Raw genomic sequence first — 12,517 nt, 5'->3', positions numbered from 1 at the left:
AAGGCTTCCGTTGTCAACGGATCGCTCAGACAGCCGCCTGCAGCCCGTTGGCGAAGTGCACCCGCACCGCCTGCGCCGCGGCGGCCGCGTCGCGGCGCTTGAGCGCATCCAGAATCGCGCGGTGCTCCGCCAGCGATTCGGCGATCCGCCCCTGTTTGGACAGCGACCCGTGGCGGTTGAGCTTCATCACCTTGCGCAGGTCGAGCACGACCTGCTTGCGCCAGCGGTTGTGGCCGAGGTCGAGCACGCGCAGGTGAAACGCTTCGTTGATCTCAAAGAACCGTTCGCGTGAACCGGTCTGTGGGTCCGCCGCAGCCTCCAGCGCCGTGTGTAGGCGCTCCAGTTCCGCCAGTTCCTCGTCCGTCGCCCGCCAGCAGGCGGCCTCGGCCGCATCTGCCTCCAGCAGCGCCAGCAGCTCGTATACCTCGCGCAGGTCCTGCTGCGAGACCTCGGTGACGTAGGCGCCGCGGCGCACCTTCATCGTCACCAGGCCCTCGGCCGCCAGCACCTTGATGGCTTCGCGCAGCGGCGTGCGGCTGATGCCCAGTTCCTGCGCGATTTTGAGTTCGTCGATCCAGGCACCGGGGGGCAGCTCGCGGCTGAAGATGCGCTGGCGCAGCAGTTCGGCCACTTCTTCGTACAAGGCACGCGAGAGCAGAGGGACGGCAGTCATGGTGCAATCATATCGTGGACAGCATTTTGTATCCATAATTATGAATGCGGTAAACTCGCCGCGTCCATCAACGCTGTTGTCCAGGGATTCCCCATGCCGAACGCCGAATTCCGCACCGCCACCCTTGCCGACTGGGAGGCCGCCGCCCAGAAGTCCCTCAAGGGGGGATCGCTCGACCAGCTCAACTGGGTGACGCCGGAGGGCATTACCGTCAAGCCGCTCTACACCGCAGCGGATATCCGGGACCTGCCGTACACCGACACGCTGCCGGGGTTCGAGCCGTTCATCCGCGGGCCACAGGCGACGATGTACGCGGTGCGGCCCTGGACCATTCGCCAGTACGCGGGCTTCTCCACCGCCGAGGAATCGAACGCCTTTTACCGCAAGGCGCTGGCCGCCGGCGCCCAGGGGGTGAGCGTGGCGTTCGACCTGGCCACCCACCGGGGGTACGACTCGGACAACCCCCGCGTGGTGGGTGACGTGGGCAAGGCGGGCGTGGCCATCGACAGCGTCGAGGACATGAAAATCCTGTTCGACGGCATTCCGCTCGACAAGGTGAGCGTGTCGATGACGATGAACGGCGCGGTGTTGCCGGTGCTGGCGGGCTACATCGTGGCGGCCGAAGAGCAGGGGGTGAAGCAGGAGCAGCTCTCGGGGACCATCCAGAACGACATCCTCAAGGAGTTCATGGTCCGCAACACCTACATCTACCCGCCGGAGCCGTCGATGCGCATCATCGGCGACATCATCGAGTACACGGCCAAGCACATGCCGAAGTTCAACTCGATCAGCATCTCCGGCTACCACATGCAGGAAGCGGGGGCGAACCAGGCGCTGGAGCTGGCGTTCACGCTCGCCGACGGCAAGGAGTACGTCAAGACCGCGCTGGCCAAGGGGCTGGACGTGGACGAGTTCGCCGGGCGGCTGTCATTCTTCTGGGCGATCGGGATGAACTTTTATCTCGAGATCGCCAAGATGCGCGCCGCGCGGCTGCTGTGGTGCCGCATCATGAAGGGCTTCGGCGCGAAGAACCCCAAGAGCCTGATGCTGCGCACGCACTGCCAGACCTCGGGCTGGAGCCTGACCGAGCAGGACCCGTACAACAATATCGTGCGCACGACGATCGAGGCGATGGCGGCGGTGTTCGGCGGCACCCAGTCGCTGCACACCAACAGTTTCGACGAGGCGATCGCGCTGCCGACCGAGTTTTCCGCGCGCATCGCGCGCAACACGCAGCTCATCCTGCAGGAGGAGACGCACATCACCAACGTCATCGACCCGTGGGGCGGCAGCTATATGATGGAGGCGCTGACCCAGCAGATGGCCGACAAGGCGTGGGCGCTGATCGAGGAGATCGACGCCATGGGTGGCATGACGCGTGCGGTGCAAAGCGGCTGGGCCAAGCTCAAGATCGAGGCCAGCGCCGCCGAGAAGCAGGCGCGCATCGATTCCGGCAAGGACGTCATCGTCGGCGTCAACAAGTATCGCCTCGACAAGGAGGACCCGGTCGAAATCCTGGAGGTGGACAATCTCAAGGTGCGCGAGGCGCAGATCGCGCGCCTGCAGCGCATCCGCGCCACGCGGGACAACGCCGCGGTGCAGCGGGCGCTGGAGGCACTCACCGCCTGCGCTGCCTCGGGCCAGGGCAACCTGCTCGCGCTGTCCATCGAAGCCATCCGGGCGCGCGCAACGGTGGGCGAAGTGTCCGATGCGTTGGAAAAGGTCTTTGGGCGCCACCGCGCCGACACGCAAAAGGTGACCGGGGTGTACGCCGCTGCTTACGATTCCGCCGAAGGATGGGCCAAACTCCAGCAGGAGATCGCGGCGTTCGCCGAGCAGTACGGACGGCGTCCGCGGGTGATGATCGCCAAGCTCGGGCAGGACGGGCACGACCGCGGTGCCAAGGTCGTGGCCACCGCATACGCGGACCTGGGGTTCGACGTGGACATCGGCCCGCTGTTCCAGACGCCGGAGGAGTGCGCGCGCCAGGCGATCGAGAACGACGTGCACGCGGTCGGCATCAGCACGCTGGCCGCCGGGCACAAGACGCTGGTGCCCGCGATCATCCAGGCGCTCAAGCAGCAGGGCGCGGACGACATCATCGTCTTCGTCGGCGGCGTCATTCCGCGGCAGGACTACGAGTTTCTGTACGAGGCAGGGGTCAAGGGCATTTACGGGCCCGGCACACCCATCCCCGCCAGCGCCAAGGACGTGTTGGAAAAAATCAAGGCCGCGTTGTCGGGGGAAGCACGGTCGTGACCGACACCGCGCGCTGGATCGAGGGCGTGCTGCACGGCAGTGGTGCGGTGCAGCGGCGCGCGATCGCCAAGGCCATCACGCTGCTGGAGTCCACGCGGCCCGATCACCGGCGCGAGGCCGATGCGCTGCTCAACGCGCTGCTGCCGCACAGCGGGCGTTCGCTGCGGCTGGGGCTGAGCGGGGTGCCGGGGGTGGGCAAGAGCACCTTCATCGAGGCGCTGGGGCTCTACCTGATCGAGCGGGGCCACCGGGTGGCCGTGCTCGCGGTGGACCCGAGCAGCAGCGTCTCCGGTGGGTCGATCCTCGGCGACAAGACGCGCATGGAAAAGCTCTCTGTGCACGAGCGCGCCTACATCCGCCCCAGCCCCAGCGGGGGAACGCTCGGGGGCGTGGCCGCGAAGACGCGCGAAGCCATGCTCGTGTGCGAGGCGGCGGGCTACGACATCGTCATCGTCGAGACCGTGGGGGTTGGTCAGAGCGAGACGGCCGTCGCCGACATGACGGACCTGTTTTGCGTGCTGCAGCTGCCCAATGCCGGTGACGACCTGCAGGCGATCAAAAAAGGCATCATGGAGCTGGCGGATCTGGTCGTGATCAACAAAGCCGACCTCGACCCGGACGCCGCCACGCGCGCCCAGGCGCAGATTACGTCCGCCTTGCGGTTGCTGGGGCTGCATGGCCGCCCGGACACCGCCCACCACGATGCCACCGTCTGGCACCCGCGCGTGTTGCAGGTGAGCGCGCTGGCGGGGGAGGGGCTGGCCGCGTTCTGGCAGGCGGTCGAGGAATACCGCCAGCTGCAAACGGCCAACGGGCGGCTGGCCGCGCGCCGCCAGCGCCAGGCCCGGGCCTGGATGTGGGAGCGCATCGACAGCGGCCTGCGCGAGGCATTCGCGCAGCACCCCGTGGTGCGCGAACGGCTGCCGGCGCTCACCGACGCGGTGTTGCAGGGGCGCGAGGTGCCGTCGGTGGCCGCGCGCACGCTGCTGCAGGCGTTCCTGGCGCCCGGCGCCGACACGCCACCGGCGGTCGCGACGCCCACGGGGGCACCATGCTGAGCCCGGCGTCGCTCGAACGCATCGCCGCCTCACCGGGCTGGCGGCGGCACCGCATCGAGGTGATGGACCTGCCGGAAGGGCGCGTCGTCGTCAAGGGGCAGCGCCCGCCGCGGTCGGCCGCGCGCTTCTGGCTGATGCGCCTGCTGGCCCGCTGGACCCACAACCCGCTGCTGCGTCCCGTCCCCGCCCCCGGTGGGGCTGCGGGTCAGGCGACGGAAGCCCGCCGGTTGCGCGAACTGGCCGCTGCCGGTGTGCATGTGCCGGCGCTGTGGCACGAGGGGCCTGATCACCTCGTCATGGCGTACGTGGCGGGGACACCGCTGCCCGCATCGCTCGTGGGCGATGAGGAGGCGGCGCTGGCCGCCTTCCGCTCGGCCCTCGACGCGCTGGCCGATGTCCACGCGCGCGGCCAGTACCTCAGCCAGGCGTTTGCGCGCAACATGGTGCAAACGTCCACCGGCTTCGTTTATCTCGACTTCGAGGACGATCCGCTCGAGGTCATGACGCTCATCGACGCGCAGGCGCGCGATTGGCTCGCGCTGCTGCTGTCCACCGTCTGGATGACCAACGCGCCGCGCGCACACCTGGCGCAGCATTGGCGGGCCGTCGCCGCCCGGTTGCCAGTGCCGGTGCGGGAGCGCATCGACGACGCGGCGCGGCGGCTGGCGTGGCTGCGTCATTTGCCGTCCCGCCGCGATCCCTGGGGCCGCGACGTCGTCAGCCTGCAGGCGCTGGCGGCGTTCCTGGCCGAGGAGCAACGCTTTCACAGTGCATCCCTGTAAGGAGCCTTCACCATGCACGAAATCCTGGAACAGCTCGAGCGCAAGCGCGCCGCCGCACGCCTGGGCGGCGGGCAAAAGCGCATCGACGCCCAGCACGCCAAAGGCAAGCTGACCGCGCGCGAGCGCATCGAGGTCCTGCTCGACGAGGGGACGTTCGAAGAATGGGACATGTTCGTCGAGCACCGCTGCACCGACTTCGGCATGGCCGACAACAAGGTGCCGGGCGACGGCGTGGTCACCGGCTACGGCATGATCAACGGGCGGCTGGTGTTCGTCTTCAGCCAGGACTTCACGGTCTTTGGCGGGGCGCTGTCCGAGGCGCACGCCGAGAAGATCTGCAAGATCATGGACCAGGCGATGAAGGTCGGGGCGCCGGTCATCGGGCTCAATGACTCGGGGGGCGCGCGCATCCAGGAGGGCGTGGCCTCGCTCGGCGGCTATGCCGAGGTGTTCCAGCGCAACGTGCTGGCCTCGGGCGTCATCCCGCAGATCAGCGTCATCATGGGCCCGTGCGCGGGTGGCGCGGTGTACTCGCCGGCGATGACGGACTTCATTTTCATGGTGCAGGACACGTCCTACATGTTCGTCACCGGCCCGGACGTGGTCAAGACCGTCACGCACGAGGAGGTCACCGCCGAGGAGCTGGGCGGCGCGCTGACCCACACCACCAAGAGCGGCGTCGCGGACCGGGCGTTCGACAACGACGTCGAAGCGCTGCTGATGGTGCGACGCCTGTTCAATTACCTGCCGCTGTCGAACCGCGAGAAGGCTCCGGTGCGCCCGAGCGGTGACCCGATCGACCGCGCCGAGCGGAGTCTCGATACGCTCGTGCCGGACAACCCCAACAAGCCCTACGACATGAAGGAGCTGATTCTGAAGGTCGTCGACGACGGGGACTTCTTCGAGATCCAGCCCGAGTACGCGAAGAACATCATTGTGGGTTTCGCGCGCATGGACGGGCAGACGGTGGGGATCGTCGCCAACCAGCCGTTGGTGCTCGCCGGCTGTCTGGATATCAAGAGCAGCATCAAGGCGGCGCGCTTCGTGCGCTTCTGCGACGCATTCAACATTCCGGTCATCACCTTCGTCGACGTGCCCGGCTTCATGCCCGGCACGGCGCAGGAGTACGGCGGCATCATCAAGCACGGCGCCAAGCTGCTCTACGCCTACGCGGAGGCGACGGTGCCCAAGATCACCGTCATCACCCGCAAGGCCTACGGCGGCGCTTACGACGTGATGGCGTCCAAACACCTGCGCGGTGACGTCAACCTCGCCTGGCCCAACGCCGAGATCGCGGTCATGGGGGCCAAGGGGGCGGTGGAGATCATCTTCCGCGAAGACAAGAAAGACCCGGCCAAGCTCGCCGAGCGCGAGGCGGAGTACAAGCGGCGCTTTGCCAACCCCTTCGTCGCGGCGGAGCGCGGCTACATCGACGACGTGATCCTGCCGCACGAGACGCGCAAGCGCATCTGCCGGAGTCTCGTCATGCTCAAGGACAAGAAGCTCGAAAACCCGTGGCGCAAGCACGGCAACATCCCGCTGTGAGGCGCAGGGAGGGCACACCATGTTCAAGAAAATCCTGATTGCCAACCGCGGCGAAATCGCGTGCCGCGTCATCGCTACCGCGCGCAAGATGGGCATCGCCACCGTGGCGGTGTATTCCGAGGCCGATCGCGAGGCCCGCCATGTACGGCTGGCGGACGAAGCGGTGTTGCTGGGGCCGGCCCCGAGCCGGGAGTCGTACCTGGTCGCCGACAAGATCATCGCCGCCGCCAAGGCCACCGGGGCCGAGGCCATCCACCCGGGCTATGGGTTCCTGTCCGAAAACGAGGACTTCGCCCGCCGGGTGGAGGAGGAGGGGCTGGTCTTCATCGGCCCGAAGCACCACTCGATCGCGGCGATGGGCGACAAGATCGCCTCCAAGAAGCTGGCCAAAGAGGCCGGCGTCAACACCATCCCCGGCTGGAACGACCCCATCGACACGCCGGAGCAGGCGGTGGAAATCGCCCGCAACATCGGCTACCCGGTCATGATCAAGGCCAGCGCCGGCGGCGGCGGCAAGGGGCTGCGCGTGGCCTGGAACGACAAGGAGGCGTTCGACGGCTTCACCTCCTGCCGCAACGAGGCGCGCAACAGCTTCGGCGACGACCGCGTGTTCATCGAGAAGTTCGTCGAGGAGCCGCGCCACATCGAAATCCAGGTGCTCGGTGACGCCTATGGCAACGTCATCTACCTCAACGAGCGCGAGTGCTCGATCCAGCGCCGCCACCAGAAGGTGATCGAGGAGGCGCCGTCGCCCTTCATCAGCGACGCCACCCGGCGCGCGATGGGCGAGCAGGCGGTGGCGCTGGCAAAGGCCGTGCAGTACCAGAGCGCCGGCACCGTGGAGTTCGTGGTCGGCAAGGACCAGAGCTTCTACTTCCTGGAAATGAACACCCGGCTGCAGGTGGAGCACCCGGTGACGGAGTGCATCACCGGGCTGGACCTGGTCGAGCTGATGATCCGCATCGCCGCGGGGGAAAAGCTGCCGCTGACGCAGGCGGACGTCAAGCGCGAGGGCTGGGCGATCGAGTGCCGCATCAACGCGGAGGATCCGTTTCGCAACTTCCTGCCCTCCACCGGACGCCTGGTGTACTTCCGCCCGCCCAAGGAGACGATGTGGCAGGCCGACACCGCGCACCGCTACGGCGTGCGCGTGGACACCGGCGTGTTCGAGGGCGGCGAGATCCCGATGTACTACGACTCGATGATCGCCAAGCTCATCGTGCACGGCAAGGACCGCGCTGACGCCATTGCCAAGATGCGCGAGGCGCTCAACGGCTTCGTCATCCGTGGCATCAACAGCAACATCCCGTTCCAGGCCGCGCTGCTGGCACACCCGGACTTCGTCGCCGGGCGCTTCAACACCGGCTTCATTGCCCAGCATTACGCCAGTGGCTTTCGCGCCGAGGATGTGCCGCACGACGACGAGGCCTTTCTGGTGGCGCTGGCGGCCTTCGTGCGGCGCAAGTCGCGCGAGCGTGCCGCCGCCATCAGCGGCCAGCTCCCGGGGTACGGCGTCAAGGTGGGCAAGGACTACACGGTCATCCGCCTCGCGGCCGACGGGCAGCACGGCTACATCCCCGTGCACGTGGACGAGTTCGTCGGCGAGACCGGCTACGCTTCGGTGACGGTCGGCGACAAGCGCTACAAGATCACCTCGCCCTCGCGCCTGAGCGATATCGTCATCACCGGCGAGGTCAATGGCCAGCCCTTCACCGCGCAGGTCGAGCGCGGCAGCCCCAAGAACCCGCTGGCGCTGGTGGTGCAGCACAATGGCACCCGGCTCGAATGCCTGGTGGTGTCGCCGCGCATGGCAGAGCTGTACCGCCTGATGCCCTTCAAGGCGCCGCCGGACATGAGCCGCTATGTGCTCTCGCCGATGCCGGGGCTGCTGGTGGACGTGGCGGTGCAGCCCGGCCAGAAGGTGCAGGCCGGCGAGCGGGTGGCGGTCATCGAGGCGATGAAGATGGAAAACGTCCTCTTTGCGCCGGCCGATGGCGTCGTGGCCAAGGTGCTCGCGCAGAAGGGCGAGTCGCTGGTGGTCGATCAGCCAATCGTGGAGTTCGAGCGATGAGCGCACGGCCGTTTCGCATCCTGGGCGTGCAGCAGATCGCCATCGGCGCTCCGGACAAGGCGCGCCTGCGGCGGCTCTGGGTCGACCTCTTCGGCCTCGAGGTCACGGGCACCTTCGTCAGTGAGCGCGAAAACGTCGACGAAGACATCTGCGCCACCGGCGCGGGACCGTTCAAGGTCGAGGTGGACCTGATGCAGCCGCTCGACCCGGAGAAGAAGCCCGCCGTGCACACGACACCGCTCAACCACGTGGGGCTGTGGGTAGACGACCTGCCCAAGGCTGTCGAGTGGTTGTCGGCCCAGGGCGTGCGCTTCGCCCCCGGCGGTATCCGCCGGGGCGCGGCGGGCTTCGACATCTGCTTCATCCACCCGAAGGGCAACGACGAGTTCCCCGTGGGCGGGGAGGGCGTGCTGATCGAACTCGTGCAGGCCCCGCCGGAGGTGGTGCAGGCGTTTCGTGCGCTGGCCGAAGCGGGGACGGAAGGGGTAACGGCTCGCTGAAGGGGCTGAGAGCAGAGCGCTGCAGGGGAATACCCGAGGCGCAGCGGCGGCTGTGTGTGGGATGCCCCCGCGCCGCCGCGTGGCGGCAGCGGGGTATCGGGCTCGGCGCAGGGATCACCGTCAAGACGGGCCCGCCACTCGGCGCCGCGTGGCTGCGATGAGACATCACGCTCGGTTCAGGGCGCTGCGCTCGTGCCCGATGCCGCGGGAGCCGTGACGGCTGGTGCGTTCTGTCGCGTCGCGCCTACCGTGCGTGCGGCGCGCGCCTTCGCGATGGCCGCTTCGACGAGGGCGCGCTTGCGTGCCAGCGTGTCGGCGTCGGTGTGTTTGGAGTGGTGGGCCAGGTCGGCCAGCTTGGCCTCGGCTTTTTGCAGCCGCCGCTCGGCAGCCTCGTCCGTTTCGCGCTGCAGGCGCGCGCGCCGGGCGGCGTAGCGCACGCGGGCGACGGCTGCCTGCTCGGGCGACCACGCCGCCCAGCCGGTGCGCTCGCCGCTGACCGGCTGCATCGCGATGCAGTCGACCGGGCACACCGGCACGCACAGCTCGCAGCCCGTGCAATAGCGCGCCATCACCGTGTGCATGCGCTTGTGCGCGCCGACGATGGCGTCTGTTGGACAGGCTTTGAGACACAGCGTGCAGCCGATGCACCACTGCTCGTCGATCACCGCCACCGCCATCGGTCCTTCGGTGCCGTGTGCGGGGTTGAGTGGCTTCGGGGCACGGCCGACGATCGCGGCCAGCCGCCGCACCCCCTCGGCGCCCCCCGGCGGGCATTGGTCGATGTCGGCTTCACCGCGCGCGATCGCCTCGGCATAACCCCGGCAGTCGGGGTAGCCGCAGCGCGTGCACTGGGTCTGCGGTAACGCGGCGTCGATCCGGTCCGCCAGCGCCGACGGCGTGCAAACCCCGGTCGTCATGACCCCGCGCGGCGCGCGCGACGAGCGGTCCGCGCCGGTGGCGTGTCGTCACGCCGGATCGCCGCGGCCAACGACTCCGCCTCGGCCTGGACGGCGGCCGGGTCGGCGCCGCCGCGCGCCGGTTCGTGGGCGCGGATGAAGTCACGCACCACCGGGTAGACGATCTCGCGCCAGCGGCGCCCGCTGAAGATCCCGTAATGACCCGCGCCCGGCACCTCGAAGTGCCGGCGGTCGTCGGCCGCGATGCCGGTGCACAGGTCGTGCGCAGCCTGCGTCTGACCGCTGCCCGAGATGTCGTCCAGCTCGCCCTCGACCGTCAGCAGGCCCGTGTGGCGGATGTCCTGCGGCCGCACCCGCTCCAGCGTGCCGTCGGGCGCGCGCACGTCCCACGTGCCATGAACGAGCTTGAATTCCTGGAACACGGTGCGGATCGTTTCCAGGTAGTAGTGCGCGTCCATGTCGAGTACGGCGTTGTACTCGTCGTAGAAACGCCGGTGCGCCTCGGCGCTCTCGTTGTCGCCCTCGATGAGGTGCAGGAAGTAGTCGTAATGGCTGTTGACGTGGCGGTCCGGGTTCATCGCGATGAAGCCCGCGTGCTGCAGAAAGCCCGGGTACACGCGTCTCCCCTCGCCCGGAAACCCGGCGGGCACGCGGTAGATCACGTTGTTCTCGAACCACTCGTAGCTGCGGTGGACCGCGAGGTTGTTGACGGCCGTGGGCGAACGGCGCGCGTCGATCGGGCCGCCCATCATCGTCATCGACAACGGCGTGCGCTCGCCACGGCTGGCCATGAGCGAAACAGCGGCCAGCACCGGCACCGTCGGCTGGCACACGCTCATCACGTGGCAGTTGCCGTACTCGCGCTGCAGGTAGCGGATGAAGTCCTCCACATAGTGCACGTAGTCGTCGAGGTGGAAGTCGCCCTCGGACAGCGGCACCATGCGCGCGTTTTTCCAGTCCGTGATGTAGACCTTGTGGTCGCGCAGCATCGTGCGCACCGTGTCGCGCAGCAGCGTCGCGTAATGGCCGGACAGCGGCGCGACGATCAGCACCACCGGCTGCTCTTTCAGGCGCGCCAGCGTTTGCGGATCGTCCGAGTAGCGCTTGAAGCGGCGCAGCTCACAAAATGGCCGCTCCATCTCGACGCGCTCGTGGATGGCCACCTGCACGCCGTCGATGTCGATCGTGCGGATGCCGAACTCGGGCTTTTCGTAGTCCTTGCCCAGTCGGTGCAGGAGGTCGTACGCCGCGGCGATGCGCTGCGAGAAAGGGGTTTGCGCCAGCGGCGACGAGGGGTTCGCGAACAGCTTGGCCGCCACCGACGCGAAGTCGGAAAACGGCTCCATCAGCGCGCGCTGCGCCTCATACAGGTGATACAGCATGGCGTCGCCTGCCTTTGTTTATGTTGCGGTGCAGCAAATATAGCAGGAAGTCGCCGGCGGCGCCATGCGGCGCATCCCCGAGGCGGCGTCACCTCGGGGACAGCCCCGTCACCGGAGGACGGCGGCGATCGCTTGGCAGACGTGGTCGATGTTGCGGCTGTTGAGCGCGGCAACGCACATGCGGCCGGTGTCGGTGCCGTACACGCCGAACTCGGTGCGCAGGCGCACCATCTGGTCCTTGCTGAGGCCCGAGTAGCTGAACATGCCCAGCTGCTGCGTGATGAAGGACATGTCCTGCTGCACGCCGGCGGCCTTCAGGCCGTCGACCAGCCGCTGGCGCATCGCCTTGATGCGGGTGCGCATCTCGCCCAGTTCCTGTTCCCACTGGGTGCGCAGCTCGGGGGTGTTGAGGACGGTGGCCACGACCGCCGCGCCGTGCGTGGGCGGGTTGGAGTAGTTGGTGCGCACGACGATTTTGAGCTGCGACAGCACGCGATCGGCCTCGTCCTTGCTGGCGCAGACCACCGACAGCGCGCCGACGCGCTCGCCGTAGAGGCTGAAGCTCTTGGAAAACGACGTGGCGACGAATACGTCCAGCCCCGCGGCGACGAACTTGCCGACCGCGGCGCCGTCTTCGGCGATCCCGAAGCCGAAGCCCTGGTACGCCATGTCGAGGAACGGGATCAGACCCCGCTCGCGCACGACGGCCACGACGGCGTCCCACTGCGCGGGCGTCAGGTCATAGCCGGTGGGGTTGTGGCAGCAGGCGTGCAGCACGACGATCGTGCCGGCCGGCGCAGCGCGCAGGCTGGCGAGCATCCCGTCGACATCGACCCCGCGGCGCGCCGCGTCGTAGTAGGTGTAGGTCTCGACCGGAAACCCCGCGTTGGTGAACAGCGCCCGGTGGTTCTCCCAGCTCGGATCGCTGATCAGCACCTTGGCCTGGGGCAGCAGTTTTTTCAGAAAGTCCGCGCCGATCTTCAGGCCGCCGGTACCGCCCAGCGCCTGCACCGTGGCCACCCGACCGTCGCGGACCACGGCGCTGTCGGCACCGAACACCAGCGCCTTGACCGCGCTGTCGTACGCGGCCAGACCGTCGATCGGCAGGTAGCCGCGCGGCGCGGGCTTTTCCATCAGGCGCTGTTCGGCCGCCTGCACACAACGCAGCAGTGGCAGTTTGCCCTCGTCGTCGTAGTAGACGCCGACGCCCAGGTTGACCTTGTTCGGGCGCGGATCGGCCGCAAATTGTTCGTTCAGACCCAGGATCGGGTCACGCGGGGCCATTTCGACGTGGGCAAAGAGCGACATGGTGCAGCACTAAGGGGTTGGG

Annotated in this window: 10 protein-coding genes; 6 read left to right on the top strand and 4 right to left on the bottom strand. The window is 68.0% G+C overall.

Annotated features, from left to right (window positions below; all coding sequences use genetic code 11):
* Nucleotides 1-25: 25 nt before the first annotated feature.
* Nucleotides 26-673: a GntR family transcriptional regulator gene (locus tag LCC91_RS05540; protein WP_058616239.1), complete on the bottom strand. Its 648-nt coding sequence runs from the start codon at nt 671-673 to the stop codon at nt 26-28.
* A 93-nt stretch (nt 674-766) separates the two neighbouring features.
* Between LCC91_RS05540 and scpA the strand changes: the two genes are divergently transcribed.
* The 6 genes from scpA to LCC91_RS05510 are packed head-to-tail and all read left to right on the top strand — an operon-like array spanning nt 767 to nt 8,888.
* A complete protein-coding gene (gene scpA, locus LCC91_RS05535; protein ID WP_058616240.1) occupies nt 767-2,932 on the top strand; it encodes a methylmalonyl-CoA mutase in 2,166 nt (721 codons plus the stop codon).
* Nucleotides 2,929-3,990 (top strand): methylmalonyl Co-A mutase-associated GTPase MeaB, encoded by a 1,062-nt coding sequence (gene meaB, locus LCC91_RS05530; protein WP_143898183.1) that lies wholly within the window; start codon nt 2,929-2,931, stop codon nt 3,988-3,990. Before scpA ends, meaB begins: the two co-directional genes overlap by 4 nt.
* Nucleotides 3,984-4,772, top strand: coding sequence for a BUD32 family EKC/KEOPS complex subunit (locus LCC91_RS05525; protein WP_143898181.1), 789 nt, complete (start codon nt 3,984-3,986; stop codon nt 4,770-4,772). The genes meaB and LCC91_RS05525 overlap by 7 nt, the downstream gene beginning before the upstream one ends.
* Before the next feature lie 12 nt (nt 4,773-4,784).
* A complete protein-coding gene (locus tag LCC91_RS05520; RefSeq protein ID WP_043703466.1) occupies nt 4,785-6,317 on the top strand; it encodes an acyl-CoA carboxylase subunit beta in 1,533 nt (510 codons plus the stop codon).
* A 19-nt stretch (nt 6,318-6,336) separates the two neighbouring features.
* Nucleotides 6,337-8,388 carry an acetyl-CoA carboxylase biotin carboxylase subunit gene (accC, locus tag LCC91_RS05515; RefSeq protein ID WP_043703464.1) on the top strand — a complete coding sequence of 684 codons (2,052 nt, stop codon included), beginning with the start codon at nt 6,337-6,339 and terminating at the stop codon, nt 8,386-8,388.
* A complete protein-coding gene (locus tag LCC91_RS05510) occupies nt 8,385-8,888 on the top strand; it encodes a VOC family protein (protein ID WP_043703462.1) in 504 nt (167 codons plus the stop codon). The genes accC and LCC91_RS05510 overlap by 4 nt, the downstream gene beginning before the upstream one ends.
* A 176-nt stretch (nt 8,889-9,064) precedes the next feature.
* Here LCC91_RS05510 and rsxB read toward each other — a convergent pair whose 3' ends face one another.
* The 3 genes from rsxB to LCC91_RS05495 form a co-directional block, all read right to left on the bottom strand.
* Nucleotides 9,065-9,805: an electron transport complex subunit RsxB gene (gene rsxB, locus LCC91_RS05505; protein ID WP_082668388.1), complete on the bottom strand. Its 741-nt coding sequence runs from the start codon at nt 9,803-9,805 to the stop codon at nt 9,065-9,067.
* Nucleotides 9,802-11,187 carry a polyhydroxyalkanoate depolymerase gene (locus LCC91_RS05500; RefSeq protein WP_082007728.1) on the bottom strand — a complete coding sequence of 462 codons (1,386 nt, stop codon included), beginning with the start codon at nt 11,185-11,187 and terminating at the stop codon, nt 9,802-9,804. Before LCC91_RS05500 ends, rsxB begins: the two co-directional genes overlap by 4 nt.
* Nucleotides 11,188-11,295: 108 nt before the next feature.
* Nucleotides 11,296-12,495 carry an amino acid aminotransferase gene (locus LCC91_RS05495; protein ID WP_058616245.1) on the bottom strand — a complete coding sequence of 400 codons (1,200 nt, stop codon included), beginning with the start codon at nt 12,493-12,495 and terminating at the stop codon, nt 11,296-11,298.
* Nucleotides 12,496-12,517 lie beyond the last annotated feature (22 nt).

It is taken from the genome of Tepidimonas taiwanensis (assembly GCF_020162115.1).
Lineage (GTDB): Bacteria > Pseudomonadota > Gammaproteobacteria > Burkholderiales > Burkholderiaceae_C > Tepidimonas > Tepidimonas taiwanensis.
This window is presented reverse-complemented; position numbering and strand designations above follow the sequence as displayed.